Source organism: Marininema halotolerans, from assembly GCF_900116235.1.
GTDB lineage: Bacteria > Bacillota > Bacilli > Thermoactinomycetales > DSM-45169 > Marininema > Marininema halotolerans.
In genome coordinates, this window is the sequence record NZ_FPAA01000003.1 from 131,863 (window position 1) to 154,105 (window position 22,243).

24 protein-coding genes are annotated in these 22,243 nt (G+C 45.5%); 21 read left to right on the forward strand and 3 right to left on the reverse strand.

The genetic code is table 11. The features are described from left to right. Window positions 1–54 precede the first annotated feature (54 nt). Window positions 55–177 carry a hypothetical protein gene (locus CHX35_RS17985; protein WP_281252054.1) on the reverse strand — a complete coding sequence of 41 codons (123 nt, stop codon included), beginning with the start codon at window positions 175–177 and terminating at the stop codon, window positions 55–57. Between the two features lie 345 nt (window positions 178–522). Here CHX35_RS17985 and CHX35_RS04930 point away from each other — a divergent pair, with 345 nt between their 5' ends. The 5 genes from CHX35_RS04930 (at window position 523) to CHX35_RS04950 (ending at window position 4,326) form a co-directional block, all read left to right on the forward strand. Further along, on the forward strand, window positions 523–840 hold the full coding sequence (locus tag CHX35_RS04930) for a hypothetical protein (protein ID WP_091834812.1): 318 nt from the start codon (window positions 523–525) through the stop codon (window positions 838–840). 140 nt (window positions 841–980) lie between these two features. Further along, window positions 981–1,664 carry a hypothetical protein gene (locus tag CHX35_RS04935; RefSeq protein WP_091834815.1) on the forward strand — a complete coding sequence of 228 codons (684 nt, stop codon included), beginning with the start codon at window positions 981–983 and terminating at the stop codon, window positions 1,662–1,664. 289 nt (window positions 1,665–1,953) lie between these two features. Continuing rightward, on the forward strand, window positions 1,954–2,544 hold the full coding sequence (gene rsmD / locus CHX35_RS04940) for a 16S rRNA (guanine(966)-N(2))-methyltransferase RsmD (protein ID WP_091834817.1): 591 nt from the start codon (window positions 1,954–1,956) through the stop codon (window positions 2,542–2,544). A 17-nt stretch (window positions 2,545–2,561) separates the two neighbouring features. Beyond that, window positions 2,562–3,044 carry a pantetheine-phosphate adenylyltransferase gene (coaD, locus tag CHX35_RS04945; protein ID WP_091834819.1) on the forward strand — a complete coding sequence of 161 codons (483 nt, stop codon included), beginning with the start codon at window positions 2,562–2,564 and terminating at the stop codon, window positions 3,042–3,044. Window positions 3,045–3,510: 466 nt separating this feature from the next. After that, a complete protein-coding gene (locus CHX35_RS04950) occupies window positions 3,511–4,326 on the forward strand; it encodes a hypothetical protein (protein ID WP_176391893.1) in 816 nt (271 codons plus the stop codon). A 195-nt stretch (window positions 4,327–4,521) separates the two neighbouring features. Here the strand turns inward: CHX35_RS04950 and ylbJ are convergent, their stop codons facing one another. Next, window positions 4,522–5,775 (reverse strand): sporulation integral membrane protein YlbJ, encoded by a 1,254-nt coding sequence (ylbJ, locus tag CHX35_RS04955; RefSeq protein WP_091834826.1) that lies wholly within the window; start codon window positions 5,773–5,775, stop codon window positions 4,522–4,524. A gap of 126 nt (window positions 5,776–5,901) precedes the next feature. Between ylbJ and CHX35_RS04960 the strand changes: the two genes are divergently transcribed. The 14 genes from CHX35_RS04960 to CHX35_RS05025 all read left to right on the forward strand — a co-directional run bounded on the left by CHX35_RS04960 (window position 5,902) and on the right by CHX35_RS05025 (window position 16,211). Continuing rightward, window positions 5,902–6,696 (forward strand): patatin-like phospholipase family protein, encoded by a 795-nt coding sequence (locus tag CHX35_RS04960; RefSeq protein ID WP_091834830.1) that lies wholly within the window; start codon window positions 5,902–5,904, stop codon window positions 6,694–6,696. Then, window positions 6,683–7,756 carry a SepM family pheromone-processing serine protease gene (locus CHX35_RS04965; protein ID WP_091834833.1) on the forward strand — a complete coding sequence of 358 codons (1,074 nt, stop codon included), beginning with the start codon at window positions 6,683–6,685 and terminating at the stop codon, window positions 7,754–7,756. The genes CHX35_RS04960 and CHX35_RS04965 overlap by 14 nt, the downstream gene beginning before the upstream one ends. 70 nt (window positions 7,757–7,826) lie before the next feature. After that, on the forward strand, window positions 7,827–8,357 hold the full coding sequence (locus tag CHX35_RS04970) for a YceD family protein (RefSeq protein ID WP_091834836.1): 531 nt from the start codon (window positions 7,827–7,829) through the stop codon (window positions 8,355–8,357). A gap of 41 nt (window positions 8,358–8,398) precedes the next feature. Further along, window positions 8,399–8,572, forward strand: coding sequence for a 50S ribosomal protein L32 (gene rpmF / locus CHX35_RS04975; RefSeq protein WP_091834839.1), 174 nt, complete (start codon window positions 8,399–8,401; stop codon window positions 8,570–8,572). 178 nt (window positions 8,573–8,750) lie between these two features. Beyond that, entirely contained in the window at window positions 8,751–9,302 is a 552-nt protein-coding gene (gene fapR / locus CHX35_RS04980) for a transcription factor FapR (protein ID WP_245838660.1), read from the forward strand. Next, window positions 9,302–10,297 carry a phosphate acyltransferase PlsX gene (gene plsX, locus CHX35_RS04985; RefSeq protein ID WP_091834845.1) on the forward strand — a complete coding sequence of 332 codons (996 nt, stop codon included), beginning with the start codon at window positions 9,302–9,304 and terminating at the stop codon, window positions 10,295–10,297. Before fapR ends, plsX begins: the two co-directional genes overlap by 1 nt. After that, window positions 10,297–11,289, forward strand: a complete 993-nt coding sequence (locus tag CHX35_RS04990; RefSeq protein WP_217895866.1) for a beta-ketoacyl-ACP synthase III — start codon at window positions 10,297–10,299, stop codon at window positions 11,287–11,289. The genes plsX and CHX35_RS04990 overlap by 1 nt, the downstream gene beginning before the upstream one ends. Window positions 11,290–11,331: 42 nt before the next feature. After that, window positions 11,332–12,267, forward strand: coding sequence for an ACP S-malonyltransferase (fabD, locus tag CHX35_RS04995; RefSeq protein ID WP_091834850.1), 936 nt, complete (start codon window positions 11,332–11,334; stop codon window positions 12,265–12,267). A gap of 17 nt (window positions 12,268–12,284) precedes the next feature. Further along, window positions 12,285–13,025: a 3-oxoacyl-[acyl-carrier-protein] reductase gene (gene fabG, locus CHX35_RS05000; RefSeq protein ID WP_091834853.1), complete on the forward strand. Its 741-nt coding sequence runs from the start codon at window positions 12,285–12,287 to the stop codon at window positions 13,023–13,025. A 77-nt stretch (window positions 13,026–13,102) separates the two neighbouring features. Next, window positions 13,103–13,336 (forward strand): acyl carrier protein, encoded by a 234-nt coding sequence (locus tag CHX35_RS05005; RefSeq protein WP_091834857.1) that lies wholly within the window; start codon window positions 13,103–13,105, stop codon window positions 13,334–13,336. Window positions 13,337–13,426: 90 nt separating this feature from the next. Then, window positions 13,427–14,671, forward strand: a complete 1,245-nt coding sequence (fabF, locus tag CHX35_RS05010) for a beta-ketoacyl-ACP synthase II (protein WP_091834860.1) — start codon at window positions 13,427–13,429, stop codon at window positions 14,669–14,671. A gap of 21 nt (window positions 14,672–14,692) precedes the next feature. Continuing rightward, window positions 14,693–15,385, forward strand: coding sequence for a ribonuclease III (rnc, locus tag CHX35_RS05015; RefSeq protein WP_091834863.1), 693 nt, complete (start codon window positions 14,693–14,695; stop codon window positions 15,383–15,385). A 128-nt stretch (window positions 15,386–15,513) separates the two neighbouring features. Then, window positions 15,514–15,723 (forward strand): DUF8066 domain-containing protein, encoded by a 210-nt coding sequence (locus CHX35_RS05020; RefSeq protein ID WP_091834866.1) that lies wholly within the window; start codon window positions 15,514–15,516, stop codon window positions 15,721–15,723. 149 nt (window positions 15,724–15,872) lie between these two features. After that, window positions 15,873–16,211, forward strand: a complete 339-nt coding sequence (locus tag CHX35_RS05025) for a tRNA-binding protein (protein ID WP_091834869.1) — start codon at window positions 15,873–15,875, stop codon at window positions 16,209–16,211. A gap of 280 nt (window positions 16,212–16,491) precedes the next feature. Here the strand turns inward: CHX35_RS05025 and CHX35_RS05030 are convergent, their stop codons facing one another. Then, on the reverse strand, window positions 16,492–17,340 hold the full coding sequence (locus CHX35_RS05030; protein ID WP_245838647.1) for a vanadium-dependent haloperoxidase: 849 nt from the start codon (window positions 17,338–17,340) through the stop codon (window positions 16,492–16,494). A gap of 312 nt (window positions 17,341–17,652) precedes the next feature. On the opposite strand from CHX35_RS05030, the gene smc reads away from it, so the two are divergent. Continuing rightward, complete coding sequence (gene smc, locus CHX35_RS05035; RefSeq protein WP_425435300.1) at window positions 17,653–21,240, forward strand: chromosome segregation protein SMC; 3,588 nt, start codon at window positions 17,653–17,655, stop codon at window positions 21,238–21,240. After that, window positions 21,237–22,229, forward strand: coding sequence for a signal recognition particle-docking protein FtsY (gene ftsY / locus CHX35_RS05040; protein WP_091834879.1), 993 nt, complete (start codon window positions 21,237–21,239; stop codon window positions 22,227–22,229). Before smc ends, ftsY begins: the two co-directional genes overlap by 4 nt. The last annotated feature ends 14 nt before the right edge of the window (window positions 22,230–22,243 follow it).

A 22,243-nucleotide genomic window follows, 5' to 3' on the forward strand; every position in this document is an offset into this window, starting at 1 on the left:
CAAAAACCCGGAGGGAAGATCCTCCGGGTCAGGGTGAAGAGAGATTGGCCCTGCCTAAAGGTAAGGGCTTTTTTTTCGGCTCTTTCGCTTGGTTCTCTGCCCGTAGCGTTGTGATAGCTGCGTCAAAGTCTCGACCATTCTGACGACCGCAGAGAAGAGTAGGATCCATCTCTCCACGTTCGTACCCTCCTTTCGAACATGGTCCGACGGTCGAGGATCATGTAGCCAACTCCATCAGGGTTGTTTAAACACTGACGCAAGAAAGAAGGAGAGTGTTGTTCTCTAGTTGAAAAAGGACAAAGAGGTAAAAAACTGGGGAATTGGCCTAATTCTAATATACCAAATAAGTGTAATGTTGTAAATACATAGAAAAAATATTTTTTCAATGAGGTTTGATTTTTCAAAAAATAGAAGCCTGCCTTCCAAAATTCTTCGTTGTCCGATCAAAAAATCGAACGGATCGGATCACCTGACCTATGCATAGGTATAAGAGGAGAGTGAAGTAGGAGGGGAGTTTATCTGATGAACACTGTGAAAAAAGCGCTATATCAGGATCTTACCCAAACAGTAAATCTGGCGCTAGGACGTAAGGCGATCTCTGTACAGATGCTTACGAAAACGGTAGAAGAGGCGCGATTCGTTCGACAGACACGAGGGGTCTTTGCGCTTATAACGTACATGAATCAATTGGCAGATCATGTATTTACGCCAGAGGAGATAGAAATATTAAAAGCGCACCCTCGTAGAAAGGAATTGACAAGTCGGGTTCTAGATCATCTCATTAAGGAAGAAGTTATTACGTTTACAGAATCGTTGATGTTACGAAGAATGCTCTCATAAAAAAATGCAGGGGGCATTTTCCCGATATTTTGGGTGGTGGGTTAGGCGGATGCCGGGGACAGGCAAAGGTCACTGGTCATATGGTATTAGTGTAAACTGCAACCTAGGCAGATTCGCCTATGGAAAGGAGGATCCACTCCGTGAAAAACCAACCGTCACGCCGTTCTTCACAAAAGGATGCATCCCGCTGGGAATGGTTGAAGAACAAGATGGAGAAAATGGTGGAAAATCGACCCTTGGGTAATGAAGAGCAAATGGAGTTAATGGATCTACCTCAAAATCCCCCTCGAGGTTATTCTTCTGAACCACCTCGATCCAATCGGGATTATGAGTGGGCTGAACAAAATGCATTTGGTTTTCTAGGAATGGATGGACCCCCTCCTCAACCTCCTCGTGAAAAGGATGGGAAAACAGAGGGTAATGAGGTCCATCAACAACCAGAATGGGGTAATATGTGGGGATGGGATGGACCCCCACCTCCTTCGCCAGAGAGAATGCAACCACCAAACCCGAATTGGGAACAGGAGAGTCAGAGTCAGAGTCAAAATCAAACACAAGAACCAAAGCCCCCACGCGGTTCAATATTGCCCCCGAATCGACATCTTGGAGATCCCATGCGCTTAGAAAATGAAAATGAGACCCAAAGATCCAACGATTCAAGAAGGTTAGGGGGAACGACTTCAAAAAAATATGATTGGGAAGAACTTCCTGAGATGTTTGATGAATCTGAGGATACACCTCCACCCATTTCCAATCGAACACCTTCCGGAAAAAATAAGGCGAAGGTTCGTCGTCGCGATAGTCAAGGGCGTAGACGACGGTAAATCGTTCAAATACCCCTCCTGCGGAATTCCGCAGGCTATTTTTTTGCGAAAAAAAATAGCCCCCCAATGTGGAGGACTCATGGTATCTGGGATGACCCAGATACTGAATGGGAGAGGAGAAACCGGAGGAAGAGCTTATGGGGAAACGTAAGTCTTCTCCGCGGTTCGACAGCATCGCCTGACGCTGTCTTTCCTATCTTTTCCGAACAAAAGTTTTTCTATACCTCGCAGATTATAAATTCGTGGGTAGAATTGAATTCGTTTTCAACCTAGGAAACTTTGTGGTAGGATGGATACTGTTAATTCGGCGAAAGAGGGTGGGCACATGCGTATTATCGCCGGTTGTGCCAAGGGGACACGATTGCATTCCGTGCAAGGGCTTTCCGTTCGCCCTACGACGGATCGCGTAAAGGAATCCTTGTTTCAAGTGATTGGTCCGTTTTTTTCTGGGGGATTTGTCTTAGACCTTTTTGCAGGATCAGGATCATTGGGGCTGGAGGCATTAAGCCGAGGGGCAGAACGTGGTATCTTTATCGATCAAGCTCGCGGGAGCATTGAAGCAGTACGACGGAATGCTAAAGCGACTCGATTGGACAAGCATGTAGAAATCTATCAACGGGATGCTCGTGCAGCTCTGCGAACATTAAAAGGAAGAGGGATCTCCTTTCAATTAATATTTCTTGATCCACCATACAAGGATGGGGTATTACCAGAAGTGATACAATCGATCGATGAAGGGGAACTTTTAGAAGAGGATGGCTGGTTGATTGCTGAGCATGATAAGGGCGAAGCCTTGCCACAGGAGATCGGAAAGTTGTACATCGAACGTACCCTTACTTATGGAGACATTCAAATTGATCTATATACAAAAGAATCATAGGAAGGAGGTCCTTCATTTTGAAAAAAGTTGCTGTGTACCCAGGTAGTTTTGATCCGATTACCTTGGGGCATCTTGATATCATCCAACGTGGTGCACGAGTTTTTGATCAAGTAGTCGTTTCTGTTTTACATAATTCCCAAAAAAGGCCGTTGTTTACGGTTCAAGAACGGGTGCAATTGATCCGTGAAGTGACGATGGACATCGGCAATGTGGAGGTGGACCACTTTGAAGGCTTACTGGTTGATTATATCCATGACCGTAAAGCAACCAATGTCATTCGTGGTTTGCGTGCCATCACGGATTTTGAATATGAGCTTCAGTTTGCTTCCATGATGAAAAAGCTGGATTCCAATATTGAAACCTTGTTTATGATGACGAATAATCAATATTCTTTTTTAAGTTCAGGAATCGTAAAAGAAGTTGCTCAGTATGGTGGCGATATCGGGGATTTAGTTCCCCCTGTTGTAGAAGAAGCATTGAAGAAAAAATACACCAATTAATTCTTTCATACACCCTTATATTATATATTATAATATAAAAATGGGCATTTATCTTAAAACCTCTTTCCTTGGTTGGGAAGGGGTTTTTGTATTTCTTTTTGATGCTTGGGTAGTAATTAGAGAGATAATCTCGGATGAATAAAAAAAAATATAAATGAACAATTACCCATTTTTAGGGAGAATGGTTTGATATGGACGAAAGCGATGAAAGTACTCGTATGGGGTCGGTGGATAATTTTATAATATAGAATAGGTTAAATTGTCTAACAGTTGAATAAAAAACGTATAAAAATTATTTATTCAATGATTTGAATAATAATTGGGTTGATATGTATATTTTAAAGGATTATAATGATCCTAGTTTTGTTACGAAGGATTATTCATGCAAATAACAATATATTAATTGAACTAATTAACGTAATTTGGATCAAAATGTCGTTTAGAAACATTTCTACGAGGTATTGTGGTGGTAGAAATAAAAAAAGGAGTGAAGGAGAAGATGGGGATGAAAAAATGGGGTTTTATTGCATTACTATCGATAATGGGTGTCATTGGAATGCTAGGGGGGAGAGTGCATGCTGAGGCAGCAGTTGATGAGATACCCCCGGTAGACTATCCTTCAACCATCGAATTTGAAGATACTTTTAATCTAGGGACCCAAGGATGGTCTGGAGAATTTGCCGATCTTCCACACACAGTGGAAAACCCGGATCTATATCAGACCAAGTTTTCCCTTGAAAATATGCCGGCAGAATTGGATCCATCTCAGCAAGGGCTTTCTCTTACGGGGATGAATCGTAGTGATGATTTGTTTATGTATGTAAAAAAGCAGATAAAAGTAAAACCGAATACCCGCTATTACATTGACTTTAATTTTGATATTGCAACCAATGCAGCGCCTGGGAAAATGGGAATCGGTGGTGCACCTGGGGAGAGTGTCTATGTGAAAGCCGGTGCCGTAGCGTATGAACCTAAGCCGATTATTGATGGGGATTACTATCGCTTTAATGTGGACAAAGGGAATCAAAAGATAGAGGGATCACATGCCATTGTAATGGGGAATTTAGCGAAAATCGGGGATCAGAAATCCACCTATCAACTGAAAAACTATACAAACAATGGACAACCCTTCTTTGCGCAATCGGACGCTGATGGAGATTTGTGGCTCTTCGTTGGAACCGACTCAGGGTTTGAGGGATTAACAAAAATCTATTTTTCTAGGATTTCAGTAACCCTGAATGAAGTCGCATCGATTGTAGAACCGCCTATAATAGGGAAGTGATGGTGTGCAAAACATAGGAAAGCGTATATTTATGAAGAGGTGACTTAGGAAGGCGTTAAGCATTCCTAAGTCACCTCCTTTTTTTTGCGAACTTGTATAATCAATGAAAGCGATCCACTTCGTTAAGTGAAACAGGCGATTCTGGAGGTGATGATAAAAGGGTGGGCAAAAAGGATTACAGTGAATAGAATGCATTCACAGGGCTCCCTTTGAATACCAACTTTTCACTTGTTTCCACAGGATTATCGTGAGGAGAAGAAGCCCGAGGATAAAGAGGAGCTGCCATCCGAATAAATGAATCCGATTGGACCAATGAACCCATTCGGATGAAGGAATTTCCCTGACGAACACAGGTAAGGAACTCTTAGAGGAAACCAGATATTGTTGTATGGGATTCCATGCGATTAACGTAATCGATCCTGCGAGAACACCATGAATTAGACGTGCAAAGCAATACGGACCATATCGAATATCCGTTTTACTGAGAATATTGGCTACCTGGGCATGAACAGAAAAACCACTCCAAGCAATAACTGCGCTAACAATTGCCATTTTGTATGTGATATCAACATGAGCCGGTGCTTGGGAAGCGACTTGAGAACCAAGGGTGATCTCAAACATTCCAGCGATCACCGATGAGGAAAGTTCAATAGGAATACCGATGGTGGCTAGAAGTGGGGAGATAGCGACTCCTAGAAGGTTAGTGACCCCTATCTTCCCTAGAACTTCGATTACCACTGAAAACATCATGATAAAGCCACCAATGACAAGCAGGGTTTTGATTGAGGTACTGATCGCATCGCCCATGAGTTGCCCTAAACCACGTCCATCTGCTAATCGAGCACGATGCATGGCTCTAAGTCCCCGAAGGAGAAAGAAAGAAGAGTCGGCAGGTGGTGGTGGAGTTGAGGGGCCATGGGGTTCATGAAAACGCATGATGATTCCCAAAAGGATACTAGCAAGGTAATGGGCAAGTGCAAGGGTAATTCCTAAACTGACATCATGGAAAAAGCCAACGGCGACAGCACCAAACATAAATAATGGATCAGCGGTATTCGTGAAAGATACGAGCCGCTCTCCTTCGGTGCGTGAGATTAACCCTTCTTCGCGAAGACGAGCGGTCAATTTTGCGCCAATAGGGTATCCTGAAGCAAGGCCCATCGCCATTACGAAAGCCCCCACTCCAGGCACACGGAATAGAGGACGCATAAGTGGTTCGAGCAATACCCCTAGAAAATGAACAACTCCAAAACCCATTAAGATCTCTGATGCAATGAAAAAAGGGAGGAGAGCTGGAAAGACAACATCCCACCAGATACGTAGACCCTTTAATGAGGATTGGAATGCTTGTTCAGGATAGAGGACGAGGGAACACACTAAAAAGAGAGCGATGGCTCCATAAGTGATGGAGTATAGTTGACTGCGGAGGACAGGGCTGATCGGACGCATCGAGATCCTCCGTTCTCTAGGGAATTTTAATAACATGTCTACGCGCACAAATTAAAAATAGACTACTTGTCTGTTTTGATTCGGAAATCGATTCGACCCTCACGATGGAGAAGGGTGGCCAGGGTGATGGTTAAAGCAAAAATCGGGTTGGCATTAGGATCGGGTGGCGCTCGAGGGCTGGCTCATATCGGGGTATTAAAAGTTCTTCAACAGGCAGGCATTCCTGTAGACTATGTGGCGGGGAGTAGCATCGGCAGTTTAGTGGGAGTGATGTTTGCAGAGGGATTAGATCTGGAAATGATGGAGAAGTTGGCGATTCATCTAAAACGAAAGTATTGGTTGGATCTTACGATACCTCGTCTGGGCTTTTTGACAGGAAAAAAGGTAAAAGAGTTGATTCGTCTGCTGACAAAGGGGAAACATATGGAAGAGTTACCCCTTCCCACGGCAGTTGTTGCAACCGATCTTGTTAAAGGGGAACGCGTTGTATTCCGCTCGGGTCCAATTGATGTAGCTGTACGAGCAAGTATATCGATACCGGGTATCTTTGAACCGGTAACGGTTAATGGGCGGACCTTGGTAGATGGGGGGGTGATTGATCGGATACCCATTACCGTTGTAAAGGAGATGGGAGCTGATATTGTCATTGCAGTTGATGTTGTACCAAAACGCTCCTCTGTACAAATTCGTACCGTATTTGACGTGATCGCTCAGACTTTAAGTGTGATGGAAAGAGAGATACTCAATCAAAAATTATTGGATGCAGACATACTCATTCATCCTGATTTAGCAGACATTAGTCCAACTGCATTTACCCGTGTAAGGGAATGCATCCAGCGTGGAGAGGAAGCGGCAGTCATTCAAATTGAACGAATTAAAAGGTTGATCAGTGATTGGGAGGAAAGACATGATGACAAATAATCGACGCAGATATCGCAATTCTTGGGTGATTCCACTGATCGCTGTGGTGGTGATTTGGGCCGTCTTATTTTTGATTCCAGTCCCCTATTACCTCATGTTGCCAGGGTCAGCGTTAGACGTTCATCCCATGGTTACTGTTCACCCGAAACCTTCAGGGTCAGAAAAAGGGCACTTTTATTTAACAACGGTGGCCATGCGAAAAGGAAATATCTTTGGCTGGTTAGCGGCTAAGGTCGATTCGACCTATGAGTTGATTCCAGAGAAAGAGGTCTTGGGTACAGGTGGAAACTCAGAGGATTATGATCGGAGGCAAAAGGAGATTATGAAGGAGTCGCAACAAGATGCTGTATTAGCAGCTTTTCATGCGACTTCTCGACCAGTGAAAGAGAAATTTCTCGGGGTAAAGGTCTTATCTTTGATTAAAAATATGCCAGCTGAAAAAGTATTACATAAAGGAGATCTCATCAAAGAAGTGGATGGGAAGCCAGTCCAGCGCGCTGAGGAGCTAGTCGCCTACTTATCAGGGAAAAAAATCGGAGATAAAGTATCACTGGCTTATACACGTGAAGGAAAACCGATGAATGACCAAGTGGTATTAGGAAGCTTGCCTGGGACAAATGGAGTTCATCGCCCCGGTTTAGGCATCCAACCCGTTACCAAACGAGAAGTGAAAACCAACCCTGTTGTGAAAATCGAAGCGGGGGATATCGGGGGACCTTCTGCAGGATTAATGTTTTCATTAGAAATAGCCAATCAACTAGAGCAAACCGATTTAACACAGGGATACCAAGTGGCAGGGACAGGGACGATTACTCCTGATGGGAAAGTGGGTCAAATTGGGGGGATTCAGCACAAAATTGTAGCTGCGGATGATGAAGGTGCAGAAATTTTCTTTGTGCCAGCCGACCAAGAAGTAGAAGATACGAACCAAAAAATAGCAAGGAAAACGGTTCAAGAAATTGGATCCAAAATGAAACTGGTTCCAGTACATACGCTTGGGGAAGCCCTTTCTTATCTTAAAAACCTTCCAGGGGAGAAAAAAGGAAAAAAAGCGGCGTGAACCCGAGAAACATTGACAGAGTACATCAAAATCCAATATAATTTATCTGTTTGGTAAGGGAGTCGGTATCATGCGAATAACCTTCCGAGAGTTGGATTTTCAACCCAAGCCGATTGAACTTGAGGGAACCGTTAAACTGGAGGGTCTGGAAAAAGAAACACCTGATCTTCTTCAATTAGATCCCGTGAAAGTACGTGTGACGGCTTGGAAGGAACAGGAGATCTATCCTGTACAGGGGAAACAAACAACGAATGTCGTATTACGTTGTTCTAGATGCCTCACATCCTTTGAAAAATCCCTAGAGATGGAATGGGATGAAACCTTTGCAGATGTGAATCGTGTAAACCCTGAGGATGAAGGGGAAGATGAGGAAGGAGAAGAGCTACTCCTCGTCGACATCCATCAACCTACTGATCTCACACCAGTGATCGTGCAGGCACTGTTGCTTCATTTGCCCTTCGCACCGGTTTGTGACGAGCATTGTAAGGGGCTGTGTCCTCAATGTGGAACCAACTGGAACCATGAGTCCTGCCAGTGTGATAACCAACGTGTTGATCCGCGGATGGCCAAGCTGGAAGAACTCTTGAAACGGGAGGATTAATCCCGTATCATCGGATATGTAGCTTTCAAGGGGGTGAAAACATGGCGGTACCTTTTCGACGGACATCAAAAACCCGTAAGCGCAAGCGTCGTACTCATTTCAAGCTGAGCGTGCCCGGGATGGTGAAGTGCCCCCAGTGTGGCGAGCAGAAACTGTCCCACCGTGTCTGCAAAGAGTGCGGGCATTACAACGGGAAAGAAGTAGTCAACAACTAATGATTTTCAAAGAAAAAGGACTTTCACCATGAGAAGTCCTTTTTCTTTTGGGTTTACATGGTAATTATTTCATGTTTGTGATTCCTTACTTGTCATGAGAAAAGGGTTCAGCTATACTAATTTAGTACTAGGTATTAATAGGTGGTACCAAACAAGGTGGTGTTTTCTCAACGTGCGTCTGTCAAAAAAAGAAAGACAACAACAATTATTGAAGGCAGTGGAAATAGAGCCTTTTTTGACGGATGAGGAAATGGCCCGTCGGTATCATGTCAGCATCCAAACGATCAGACTTGACCGGATGGAGCTAGGTATCCCTGAGCTACGTGGCCGGATTAAGGATATGGCTGAGAAAAATTTTGACCATGTTCGATCGCTTTACCCCGAAGAAGTAATCGGGGAAGTGACAGAATTGACACTTGATGTTGGTGCTACATCCTTCTTAGAGATTCGTGATGAGCATGTATTTGCGCGGAATGGCATTGCACGAGGGCATCATCTCTTTGCTCAGGCCAATTCGTTAGCGATTGCGGTAGTGGATGCTGAGACGGCATTGACTGCTACTGCTAGCCTCCGCTTTGTACGACCCGTACAACTGGGAGAAAAATGTATAGCGAAAGCTCGGGTTACACAAAAATCAAGCCGTACGCAGGTGGATGTAAACACCTTGGTCGGAAATGAACTTGTCTTTCAAGCCGTTTTTGATGTGTACCGCGCAAAGGAGGACGAATAATGCGAATTGCCTTTGACGCAATGGGGGGAGATCATGCTCCTTCTGCCATGATCAATGGTGTGTTGCAAGCGGCTAAAACCTGGCGAGATACCGAGTTTGTCCTTGTAGGAACCGATGAAGTGGTTACGCCTGTGTTGGAACAGGCTTCGATGGATCACCTTTCTGTACGGATCGTTACTGAGGTAATTACACCAGAGGATGAGCCTGTTCGAGCGGTTCGACGCAAGAAAGATTCCTCGATGGTCGTCGGATGTGAGATGGTAAAAGATAGGGCAGCTGATGCATTTATCAGTGCTGGAAATACAGGTGCATTAATGGCGGCTGGCCTCTTCGCAACTGGACGAATATCTGGAATTGACCGACCCGCGTTAGCGCCTAGCTTTCCAACGGTGACAGGGGGAAAGGTGTTGGTTCTCGATGTGGGTGCCAATCCAGAGGCTCGTCCTGAACACCTACGACAGTATGCCTTAATGGGAAGCGTGTATGTTGAAAACGGGTGGGAAATCCCCCGTCCTCGTGTAGGCCTTTTAAATATCGGTACAGAAGAGGGGAAAGGTACGACCTTGATGAAAGAGGCGTATCGCCAAATTCAAGCGTTACCGATTAACTTTATTGGCAATGTAGAAGCACGGGATGTGCTGGAAGGCGTTTGTGATGTGCTAGTCTGCGATGGCTTTACTGGCAATATTCTACTTAAAAATACAGAAGGTGTATCAAAAGCGATTTTTAGTAAATTAAGGGAAGAATTTACGCGTAATCCATTAAGTAAGTTAGCAGCTGCGATTTTAAAACCGGGATTGAAGCGCTTTGCCTCCAGTATGGATTACAAAGAGCATGGCGGAGCCCCTTTGCTTGGGGTAGGGGGAGCGATTATCAAGGCACATGGTTCCTCCGATGATCGAGCGGTTTATAACGCGATTCGTCAAACTCGTATGTTTGTGGAGCGAGGTGTGATCCAACGGATTTCAGATGATCTAGAGAGGAGTGAGGGATGATGCGATCAGTTGGCATTATTGGAACTGGATCCTATCTACCTGATCGAGTACTGACAAACGCTGATTTGGAAAAGATGGTGGATACCAGCGATGAGTGGATCGTCTCTCGTACTGGCATTCGGGAGCGTCGTATCGCTTCGGAAGATCAGGCGTCCTCTGATCTAGCGGTTGAGGCGGCTCAGAGAGCGTTGGATGCTGCCGGTATTACTGCAGAACAACTGGACTTAATTGTGGTTGGAACGGTTACACCTGATATGACTTTTCCGGCGACAGCCTGTTTGGTGCAAGACCGATTAGGTGCGAAGAAAGCAGCAACATTTGATGTCTCTGCTGCGTGCACCGGTTTTATTTATGGAGTGAGTGTTGCCGCTCAATTTATCAAGACGGGGGTATATGAACATGCCCTGGTCATTGGAGTCGATTGTTTATCACGTATTACCAATTATACAGACCGTAATACTTGTGTTCTGTTTGGGGATGGTGCAGGTGCTACGGTTCTAGGGCCAGTGGAGGATGGGGAAGGCTTTCTCTCCTTTGAATTAGGCGGCGATGGTGCTGGAGGGCATCTTCTGAAGCAAGAAGGTGGAGGATCCCGGACACCTGCAAGTGAAGAGACCGTTGCAAACAATATGCACACGATTTCTATGAACGGACGTGAAGTATTTAAATTTGCTGTTCGTGTCATCGGTGCATCCTCAGAAGCAGCTCTTGGTAAAGCAGGGCTTGGCAAAGAAGATATTGATCATCTTATTCCACATCAGGCCAATATGCGTATTATTGATGCAGCCGTTGATCGATTGGGCATCTCAAAAGAACGAGTGGTTGTCAATTTGGACCGGTGTGGAAACATGTCATCGGCTTCCGTACCCGTTGCGCTGGATCAAGCGGTACAAGAAGGCCGGATACATCGAGGTGATACGGTTGTCCTTGTTGGATTTGGTGGTGGGATGACCTGGGGAGCTACTGTTGTGAAATGGTCCTTACCCTCCTAAGAAGATCACTCAATAAGTTAGACAACGCGAGGAGGATATCAGTTGGGTAAACTCGCCTTTTTATTTCCAGGACAGGGATCTCAGAGTGTCGGGATGGGACTCTCTGCAGCAGAGAAAGACATTCGTGTGAAAGCACGGTTTGAAGAAGCAGATGAGATTTTGGGGTATTCCCTTTCAGATCTTTGTTTTAGAGGTCCAGAGGATGAACTACGTTTAACAGCGAATGCTCAACCGGCATTGTTGACAACCAGCGTGGCACTTTTACCGTTTTTTGAAGAGAAAGGGATTGTGCCTGATTATGTGGCAGGTCATAGTTTAGGTGAATACTCTGCTTTGGTTGCAGCAGGAGCGTTGCAGTTTTCTGATGCTGTAAAAACCGTGAGAAAGCGCGGTCTATTGATGGAAGAGGCAGTTCCCGCAGGTGAGGGAGCGATGTCAGCCATTATTGGTTTGGACCGGGAAGCGGTAGAGAAGGTTTGTCTGGAAGTACAGGAGGCTGGCGGCGTGGTAGAGCCAGCAAATTATAACTGTCCTGGACAAATTGTTATCTCTGGTGAAGCCAAGGCAGTTGCTACAGCAGGTGAAGGTTGTAAAAACGCGGGTGCCCGCCGAGTGATGCCTCTTTCTGTGAGTGGGCCCTTCCATTCACGTTTAATGAAATCTGCTGCTCTTGAGATGGAAAAGGTTCTTCAAGCATGTGATATACAAGATGCTAAGGTGCCGATTCTCTCAAATGTGTCGGCCCGCCCCCAACAGCAAGCAAAAGAGATTCGACACTCATTGGTAGAACAGGTCGCGTCTCCTGTGCTGTGGGAGGATGGAATTCGGCGAATGATTGCAGATGGTGTGGAAACCTTTGTTGAAATTGGCCCTGGAAATGTGTTATCAGGACTGGTGCGTAAAGTGGATCGCAAGGTGGTCGCTTTATCTGTACAGGATCAGGATTCGTTTACCAACGTATTGGATAGACTGTCATGACTGAAGGAGGATTTCCGATGCTGGAGGAGAAGGTTGCGCTTGTAACGGGTGGCTCTCGAGGGATTGGTCGAGCGACTTCCCTTGCCTTAGCCAAAGCAGGAGCCCATGTAGCCATTGTATATGCGGGGAATCAAGATGCTGCAGAGGATACCGCTACAGCTGTTCGTGATTTAGGGCGGCAGGCACTAATTATTCAAGCAGATGTCTCTAAAGCGGCGGATGTTGACCGTGCAGTGAAGGAGACCGTCAGTACATGGGGGCGAGTGGATATCCTGGTGAATAATGCAGGGATCGCCCGAGATAATTTGTTGCTTCGTATTAAGGAAGAGGATTGGGACCAAGTAGTCGATACCAATCTAAAAGGGGTTTTCCTCTTTACAAAGGCGGTTACCCGTCCGATGATGAAACAACGCTTTGGACGCATCATCAACATGAGTTCCGTTGTCGGTTTGAAAGGGAATGCGGGTCAAGCCAACTACACCGCTGCTAAAGCGGGGGTAATTGGGCTGACAAAGAGCGTTGCCCGCGAACTAGCGTCGCGAAATATTACGGTGAATGCGATCGCGCCAGGGTTTATTGAAACGGATATGACCGAGGCAATTAGTGATGAAATGCAAAAAAGCATGCTGGAACAAATCCCTCTGGCTCGCTTGGGTAAACCAGAGGATGTTGCTCAAACAGTGGTTTTCCTCGCTTCCGATCACGCATCATACATTACAGGGCAAACGATTAATGTAGATGGCGGTATGGTCACGTAAAAAAAAAGCAATCATTTTCTATTGCTACTCGATTTTCAAGCAAGCTTTTCGTATACTACGAAAGGGAGGTGAAGGAAATGGCAGATACGCTAAGCCGTGTACAACGCATTATCGTCGATCGTTTGGGTGTGGATGCAGCTGAAGTGACTCTTGAAGCTTCCATCACAGAGGATTTGGGTGGAGATTCTTTGGATAGTATGGATCTCATTCTCGAATTAGAAGATGAGTTCTCCATTGAAATTTCTGATGCAGATGCTGAAAAGATCAAAACGGTAGGGGACATCGTCTCTTATATTAATTCCCACTCTTAAGAGGATGAAAAGTCCCGTTCGTGAACGGGACTTTCTCCCTCTTTTTACGATATTCTCTCTCACGTTTTTGATTAAAGGCGGTGAAGAAACATGACGAAACGGGTTGTCATTACCGGTATGGGTGTGATCTCGCCAATTGGTAATGATCTTTCATCCTTCTGGAACAATGTAATCACAGGTCAATCAGGCATACAAACGGTTACCCGTTTTGATGTCAGTGAGTATCCGACGAAAATCGCTGGTGAAGTGAATGATTTCGATCCAGAGGTTTATATGGATAAAAAAGATGTGCGTCGTATGGATCGATTTGTTCAATTTGCAGTCGGTGCGGCTAAAGATGCTTTAAAACATGCGGATCTCGATTTGACAACAATGGACCGAGATCGCGTGGGTGTATATATTGGATCAGGGATTGGTGGCTTGTCTACCTTGGAAGAGGAGCATCGTAAATTGATGGAAAAGGGTCCCCGTCGAGTAAGCCCCTTCTTCATTCCCATGATGATTCCTAACATGGCTGCTGGACAAGTGTCCATTTCTTTAGGTGCTAAGGGGCCAAATAGTGCAGCAATCTCTGCATGTGCTACGGGTACCAACGCCATTGGTGATGCTGCGAAAATAGTGGAGCGGGGCGAAGCGGACGTCATGATTGCAGGAGGGACTGAAGCGACGATTACGCCAATGGCTTTTGCAGGCTTTTGTTCAGCAAAGGCGATGAGCACTCATAATGAAGAGCCACAAAAAGCAAGTCGCCCCTTTGACAAGGAGCGAGATGGTTTTGTTATGGGTGAAGGGGCAGGGGTTCTTATCCTGGAAAATCTGGATCATGCACTCGCCCGTGGAGCGACCATCTATGCTGAAGTTGTTGGCTATGGAATGACAGGAGATGCTCATCACCTTACTTCACCTGCTCCTGAAGGTGAAGGAGCAGCCCGGTCGATGAAACGAGCATTAATGAGTGCCGGGTTGGCACCTGAGGATATCGGATACATTAATGCCCACGGGACATCGACAGGCCCCAATGATAAGTTTGAAACCATGGCGATTAAAACGACTTTTGGTGAACATGCCTACAAATTGGCGGTGAGTTCAACGAAATCGATGCATGGCCATATGTTAGGAGCCGCGGGTGGTGTGGAGGCAATTATCACTGCACTCGCATTGAAAGAAGGAATTTTACCTCCAACAATCAACTACGAACACCCAGATCCGGAATGTGATTTGGATTATGTACCCAATGAGGCGCGTAAAGTGCAGGTACGTGCAGCATTATCCAACTCTCTTGGTTTTGGTGGACATAACGCGACAATCGTACTGAAATCGTATGAAGAGTTGTAATGGATAAGGGGTGATCAGCAGATGAATCTGGCCGAATTGGGGCAGTCGATCGGCCTGACTCTTCAGGATGAAGAACTGTTTCTCCAAGCGTTCACCCATACATCCTACGCCCATGAGCGGAAGGGGGAGAAAGGCCAACCCGATAATGAACGGTTGGAATTTCTTGGTGACGCAGTGTTGGAACTAACAGTATCCGAGCATCTTTATCGTAGGTTTCCAAATTTACACGAGGGAGATCTTACACGAATGCGAGCACGCATTGTATGTGAACCCTCCCTCGCTGTTTTTGCCCGGGGATTGGACTTTGGCAATCATGTTCGATTGGGCAAGGGTGAAGAGATGACCGGAGGACGGAATCGTCCTTCGCTGTTGGCGGATGTCTTTGAGGCCTTCATCGGTGCATTATATCTAGAAAAGGGTCTTCATGGGGTAAAGGATTTTCTCCAGTCAACGATTTTCCCTTTGATTGATGACTGTTTTCTTACACAGGCGACCGACGCAAAAAGCCAACTACAAGAAGCAGTTCAGCAGGATCGACTCGGTTCCTTAGAATATCAGATCGTCGATGTGCAAGGTCCAGCCCATGATCGTCAGTTTGTTGCTGAAGTCTGGTTGGCGGGCAAAAAGCTCGGTACGGGAACAGGTCGTTCGAAGAAGGAAGCGGAACAAAAAGCGGCAGCCGAAGCGCTAACACAATTTCAGAAGAAAAATTAAGCAGTAATCACCGGGAGTTGTGAACCGGTGATTTTTTTATTTAGAAAGGAGGGTTTTAATAAGTAATTTATGAATTTAAATAGAATAAAAGTGATTTTATTCTATTTAGTAGTAAAGGAGAGATGAACATGCATCATTTTCAAATAGCTAGCTCACTCCTAACTCTTATTTTCATGGTGATCCCATTACTCTTAGCGCTGTTTGCAGTCATTGTCGCCTGGCGCATACTGCAAGCTCATGAGAAGATTGCTCAATCGATGGAGCAATTGGCCCAGCAACTTCCTCAAGCTCTCGATCAAAACAGAGACCATACTCAATCAACCAATCAAAATGAATGAAGGGTAGAGAAGAGAGAAGGGCGATAAGGAAACGATTATAATGGAATAAGCCTTGCAGTTGGACAAAATGATTAGTATACTCACGGGTAATTTAAAAAGAAGATGAAGGTATGAAAGAATCAATGTGTAGGGAAAAAGGAGTGTCAATCATGCCGAACGTAACCTTTGATGATTTTGCCCAAATCGAAATTCGGGCAGGCAATGTTGTGCGTACCGAACCATTTCCAAAGGCTAGAAAGCCCGCGTATAAACTATGGATTGACTTTGGTGGTGAGATCGGGATCAAGCAATCCAGTGCACAAATTACCGACCGATACACCTTGGCGGATTTAGAGGGTAGACAGGTTGTTGCGGTAACCAACTTTCCTCCACGGCAAATCGCAAACTTTATCTCCGAGGTGTTGGTACTAGGGACTGTGCTAGAAGATGGATCTGTATCGTTATTAAAGCCAGACCATGAAGTACCTGTTGGGACTCGCGTGTGGTAAGCAATACCGTCTTGAAAGTGTACATAGGATAGGCGTTCAGTTTGCTTTGTTTAATTAATTAGATTCCGACAAACCGAATTATACAGTTTTTATTGATAATTTAATATTTATTATAGATAACTATAAAAAATAATACGAGATTGATGTCGTTAAGTTTTGATTTATTAAATAACTATTGTTAAATATATATTTAACTATGTAAAAAGCTCCTTTGCTTTTGTTATGAAGGGTATATCACCTCCCTTCTAACTGCTGAGGAGCTTTATGTCGATTTAAAATATTACCTCACCTTTGTGGGTCGTAGTAAGGACTGGCAATGATGGGGATAGGGATAAGGATAGGGCATCACTTGCCGATAAGGGGGAGGCATCATAACCGCATGTTTGTTGGGCATATGGGTGGGGTCAATGGGTTGCCCGGCGGCATTCCGCTGATTTTTTAATACATTAACGATGATGCGCCCAATTTGTCGACCCAAGCGAAGCCCCTGATTGTCGTCTATGTTAAAGTGAACCCCTGCATATAATCTTGACTTTGCATCCTCTTGTGCTAATTGCGCCAAGCGCTTTGCTTCGGGGGGAAAGAAATGGGTCAAAACTTCAGCGGCAGTTCCTGAGACGGCAGCATGACCCGAAGGGTACGTGGGAAAACGAGGGGTACATACAATGGTGGCTAGTTTTTGATCCAATTGATCGGGACGGGCGACATCCCATTTGTATTTTAAGTACCAGACCACTACGAAAATGTCATTGATTGCCGTTTGCGTTGCAGCGAGTATTCTTGCTGCTCTTGGGGCTGAAACACCATAAGTGTCAATTAACCGGTCCATTATGGGTGTCCATTGTTTAGTGGGTGGTCCATCTCCCCAGTATTTCGCAATTTTAATTTGCTGGGGAGTAATATTGTTCAAGGTATATTGTACAAATTTTAATTGTCGATACCAGTTAATTGTGTTGGGGTTTCGAATGGCTAATGATATTCGCTGACCAGCAGGCGTTTGAAAACTTCCATCCCTGCTTCGTTTGAGATAATAAGTGGGCCAGGAACCTGCTAAAGGTTCAACTGGGTTTTTTGGAGGCGTCTTTTCTCCAGCATAGGGTAACTTGGACCAGCGTAGATAAGTGCTCACAAACATTCCTCCTATAGAGAGGTGGATAGGGATATACATGTGCATGAAAAATCTAGTTCTTATATTCATACGTACCTAGAATGATTTGGACAGGGCACTTATCGGGAGATTGCCGTTTGTTTTTTTGACCATTTTGTAGAGAGTTGGCGATGGTTAACACAAAGTCCATCGATAAGGTTTTTCGTGGTAAACTGTAATAACGGAGCGAGATAAGACTCGCTCCATTCCTGCTAGCAGGGAGTTGCATGACTGAGAGATGAAAAGGAGTTTTTTTGAAAGGAGGGGAGCTGAGTGCACCTCAAACGGTTAGATATGGTGGGATTTAAATCCTTTGCTAATCGGACAGAATTGGAATTTGTACCGGGCGTGACGGCGGTAGTGGGCCCTAATGGAAGTGGTAAATCCAATGTAACCGATGGCATGCGGTGGGTACTTGGGGAGCAAAGTGCCAAAAGCTTACGTGGAGCTTCGATGCAGGATGTCATTTTTGCTGGGAGTGATTCCCGTAAGCCCGTTGGATATTGTGAAGTAGCGATTACTTTTGATAATACGGATCAGAAGTTGGGGCTTGACTATGCAGAAGTGACAGTCGCCCGTCGGGTATATCGCTCAGGTGAGAGTGAGTATTCCATTAATAAACAAACGTGCCGACTACGGGATATTACCGAACTGTTTATGGACACGGGCATTGGTAAAGAGGCTTACTCCATGATTGGCCAGGGGAGAATTGATGAGATTCTTTCAACCAAGTCTGAAGATCGCCGAGCCATCTTTGAAGAGGCGGCTGGGATTGTCAAATATAAATCGCGGAAACGGGAAGCGGAAAAAAAGCTCGATTCGACGGATCAAAATCTCTCCCGAATTCAGGATTTAGTGAGTGAGTTAGAGGATCAGGTGGCCCCCCTTGCTGATCAAGCAGAGAAGGCGAAAAAGTATAAAGAATTAAAAGTCGAGCTGACGCATGCCGAGATCGGGTTGTATGTACATAAGATAGAAACGCTTCATCAAAATTGGCAGGAAGCCGATGAAGGGCTTCAGCATCTCCGTGAAAAGCAAGCACAGTTGGCTGCAGACGTTTCAACGCATGAAGCGGAGCTGGAGAAGGTACGCTGGAGCATTGGTGAGAAAGAACAGCAGGTTGAAGCTTTGCAACAAGAACTCCTACGAAGCAGTGAGGCACTGGAGAAGACGGAGGGGCAACGGGAAGTTCTCATGGAGCGTTCGCGAAATCGTGTAGCGGTGATTTCGGAATTAAAGGAACGCCTTCAAGCCCTCACCCTGACAAAAAGAGAACGGGAAGAAGAGTGGACTCGGCAACAAGAGAAGTTACAAGCCAAAGAGATCGAGTTAGCCAATGCTAAGAAAAAGCTAGAAGAGGCCCTCGAACGCTTTGCCGCATCGGGTGATAGTGGTGCCGCTAATTTAGAGGATTTAAAACATCGACTTTCTACGTTATTAAATGAACGAACACGCTTAGACAGTGAATTACGCCATATCCAGGAACAAGTTCATCAGTTGAATACCGCTTTGGAAGCCATATTAATAAAAGAAAAAACAGATGAAGATAAGGCAGGGGAACTGAAGGGACGCAAAAATTGGCTGGATCATGAGCAAGCTGATGTGGAAAATGCGCTTAGCGCTTGTCGTTCACAGATGGAAGAATTGGTAGAGGAACGAGGAGAACTTGAAAAGAGTTTTCGAGAAGCAGCAACACAATTACGACAAGCTGAGCAAAAATTGGACAGCCTCCGTTCACGGAGAGAAATTGTGAAAGAGATGGAGGCAGCACATGCTGGTTTCTTTCAAGGGGTGAAAGAAGTCCTAAAAGCACGAGACCGTGGTATGCACGGGCTATCCGGTGTGTATGGTGCGATTGCCCAGTTGATTCAGGTTCCAGCAGAAGTTGAGGTGGCGATTGAAACAGCGCTGGGTGGAGCGATGCAACATTTGGTAACGGAAAATGAAGCGACTGCCCGAGCGGGAATCCGTTTTCTGAAAGAACAGCGCGCGGGACGTGCCACATTTCTTCCCCTCGATGTAATAAAGGGGCGTTTTTTCCCTGCACAGGAAAAAGCGGAACTGGAAGGGATGGATGGGTTTGTTGGGATTGCGGCGGATTTAGTGAAGTGTGACCAACAATACCGTAAAGTGATCCTCAATCTTTTGGGACAAGTCATTGTCGCTCGATCCTTAGAACAGGCGAATATGATCGCTCGTCGATTAAGTTACCGTTATCGAATTGTTACTTTAGAAGGTGATGTCGTTAACCCAGGTGGGTCCATGTCTGGGGGGAGTCGGCAAAAAACACAAAACAATCTATTGGGTCGGTCACGTCAGGTTGAAGAGCTTGAAAAAGAAGTATCGCTCGCGCAATCTTCATGGGAAGAAGCGCTTGAAGATCACGATGAACTCCTCGGTCAACAGCGAGACCTTGATGAAAACGTAGAGGATCTACGTGAAGAGATGGATGCTCTCCGACAATCCCAGCAAGAATTGAAGGGCACGGAACGAGAATGGCAAGTGGAGAATCGCACTTTTCTTTCGCAACAGGAAACCACACAGATTGAAAAAGAGCGGCTGAACAACGAAGTGACCCGAATCAAAGAACAGCAGAAGAGCTTGCAAGAGCAGATCGGGGCTTCGGAAACAGAAGAGGATAAACTCAAAGATGCAATTCGTTCCTCCCAAGAAGAAGTAGATCAACATGCCTCTGAAATGGATGCTGCTAATAACGAGATTACCGATTGGAAGATTGGAGTGGCTCGCCTCAACCAAGAACGGGAATACCTTGCCCTTGACTGTGATCGCTTGGCTGAGGAAACAGCAAAAATCGAAGAGTCGATCCATGAGACAAAAACACGATTAGATCGGCAGGAAACGAGTGAAGAAAATCGTGAAGAAGAAGCGAAGATTCTCCTTGAAAAAGTGACAGAACTTCGTACACAAAAGGAAGCGGTATACTCAAAACTCACCCTTTCTAAAGAGGAACGGGATGCTGCACATAGTGATCGAGGTGAGCGTGAAGCTGAGTTGAAAGTGATGCAACAAGGACTTCGTAAGCATGAGGAAGGATTACATCAGCAGGAAGTACGCGCGAATCGTCTCGATGTAGAGTTGAACCATTTATTGGAGAAACTAGCAGAAGAGTATGAAGTGAGCTATGAGTTAGCGAAAACCCGATATGAACGCCCTGAAGATCCCAAACAAGCAGAACGTGAAGTGCGATCGTTAAAAGGAAAAATTGCTGCCTTAGGTGAGGTGAATTTGGGAGCCATTGAAGAGCATGGACGTATCTCCACGCGGCTTAATTTCCTCAGTGGCCAACGGGATGATCTTCTCCAGGCGAAAGATACCCTTCATGAAGTGATTCGGGAGATTGAAAAGGAAATGTCATTGCGATTTTCACAAACCTTTGAAGCAATCCGGGTCGAATTTACGGATGTTTTTGCTAAAATGTTTGGGGGTGGGAAAGCTGATTTACGTCTGACGGAACCCGATAATCTATTGGAAACCGGAATCGAAATTACAGCACAACCCCCAGGGAAAAAACCGCAAAATCTGGCGCTTTTATCAGGTGGAGAAAGGGCGTTAGCTGCGATTGCCCTATTATTTGCGGTTCTCCGCTACAAGCCGGTTCCCTTTTGTGTATTGGACGAAGTGGATGCGGCGCTGGATGAAGCAAATCTTTCTCGTTTTACGAAGTACTTACGGGAATTTTCCCAGAACACGCAGTTTATCATCATTACCCACCGAAAGCGGACCATGGAGGGTGCTGATGTCATGTACGGGGTAACAATGGAAGAAGCTGGAGTGTCCAAAATTGTCTCCGTTAAATTAGAAGAATTTGATGGGGAACAACAAGTTGCCGCTGCGATGGAAGAAGGAGGAGAAATCGGATGAGTTTTTTTAAACGGTTAAAGGAAAGTGTCTCCAAAACGACAGAATCCGTCACAAACAAATTCAAATCGGGGTTATCGAAAACAAGTGCCTCTCTAGCCGGTGCGATGGATGCTGTCTTTATGCGTAGTCATATTGATGAAGAGATGTATGAAGAGCTCGAGGACGTGTTGATCAGTGCGGATGTTGGCGTCAATACGACGCTTGAAATTGTGGATCGCCTGCGGAAGGAGGTAAAAGAGCGCCGGATAAAAGAGCCGGCTGAATTACAACCCTTGATGTCTGAGATTCTTGCGGACATCTTAAAGGGAGAGGCAGCTCATTCACCCTCCATGAACATACAGGATGGAGAGTTGACCATTGTCTTAATGGTGGGAGTCAATGGTGTAGGGAAAACAACAACCATCGGGAAATTAGCGCACTATTACAAGCAGCAAGGGAAGAAAGTGGTCCTCGCTGCAGGTGATACCTTTCGTGCCGGAGCGATTGAACAGCTCCAGGTATGGGGAGAGCGTGTGGAAGTGGATGTGATTCGTCATCAAGCGGGATCTGATCCAGCAGCAGTGATCTATGATGGCATCCAAGCAGCAAAAGCTCGAGGAGCCGATATTCTCCTCTGTGATACAGCAGGCCGCTTGCAAAATAAGGTGAACCTGATGCAGGAATTAACCAAGGTTCATCGGGTGATTCAACGTGAAATCCCAGGTGCACCCCATGAAACCTTGCTCGTTTTGGATGCAACCACGGGTCAAAATGCGTTACAACAAGCAAAAATCTTTAATGACGCAACGGGCTTAAGCGGAATTGTCTTGACGAAGATGGATGGGACGGCAAAAGGTGGCATCGCTATTGCCATTCGTCGTGAATTAGCCACTCCAGTCAAATGGATCGGGCTGGGTGAGCAGATGGATGATTTACAGCCCTTTATAACGGATCAATTTGTTCACGCCCTCTTTGCCAACGCGATTGCACAGGAAGAAAAGGTGCAGTGAAAAATAATAACAAA

Bases quoted from the DNA above. Each gene is read 5' to 3' on its own strand.
- fabF (WP_091834860.1), top strand. From the start codon at position 13,427: ATGACGAAACGGGTTGTCATTACCGGTATGGGTGTGATCTCGCCAATT.
- CHX35_RS04970 (WP_091834836.1), top strand. From the start codon at position 7,827: ATGCGAATAACCTTCCGAGAGTTGGATTTTCAACCCAAGCCGATTGAA.
- CHX35_RS04960 (WP_091834830.1), top strand. From the start codon at position 5,902: ATGGTTAAAGCAAAAATCGGGTTGGCATTAGGATCGGGTGGCGCTCGA.
- smc (WP_425435300.1), top strand. From the start codon at position 17,653: ATGGTGGGATTTAAATCCTTTGCTAATCGGACAGAATTGGAATTTGTA.
- fabG (WP_091834853.1), top strand. From the start codon at position 12,285: ATGCTGGAGGAGAAGGTTGCGCTTGTAACGGGTGGCTCTCGAGGGATT.
- CHX35_RS04990 (WP_217895866.1), top strand. From the start codon at position 10,297: ATGCGATCAGTTGGCATTATTGGAACTGGATCCTATCTACCTGATCGA.
- rsmD (WP_091834817.1), top strand. From the start codon at position 1,954: ATGGATACTGTTAATTCGGCGAAAGAGGGTGGGCACATGCGTATTATC.
- CHX35_RS05005 (WP_091834857.1), top strand. From the start codon at position 13,103: ATGGCAGATACGCTAAGCCGTGTACAACGCATTATCGTCGATCGTTTG.
- ftsY (WP_091834879.1), top strand. From the start codon at position 21,237: ATGAGTTTTTTTAAACGGTTAAAGGAAAGTGTCTCCAAAACGACAGAA.
- CHX35_RS05025 (WP_091834869.1), top strand. From the start codon at position 15,873: ATGCCGAACGTAACCTTTGATGATTTTGCCCAAATCGAAATTCGGGCA.
- plsX (WP_091834845.1), top strand. From the start codon at position 9,302: ATGCGAATTGCCTTTGACGCAATGGGGGGAGATCATGCTCCTTCTGCC.
- CHX35_RS04965 (WP_091834833.1), top strand. From the start codon at position 6,683: ATGATGACAAATAATCGACGCAGATATCGCAATTCTTGGGTGATTCCA.
- CHX35_RS04930 (WP_091834812.1), top strand. From the start codon at position 523: ATGAACACTGTGAAAAAAGCGCTATATCAGGATCTTACCCAAACAGTA.
- rpmF (WP_091834839.1), top strand. From the start codon at position 8,399: ATGGCGGTACCTTTTCGACGGACATCAAAAACCCGTAAGCGCAAGCGT.
- ylbJ (WP_091834826.1), bottom strand. From the start codon at position 5,775: ATGCGTCCGATCAGCCCTGTCCTCCGCAGTCAACTATACTCCATCACT.
- rnc (WP_091834863.1), top strand. From the start codon at position 14,693: ATGAATCTGGCCGAATTGGGGCAGTCGATCGGCCTGACTCTTCAGGAT.
- CHX35_RS05020 (WP_091834866.1), top strand. From the start codon at position 15,514: ATGCATCATTTTCAAATAGCTAGCTCACTCCTAACTCTTATTTTCATG.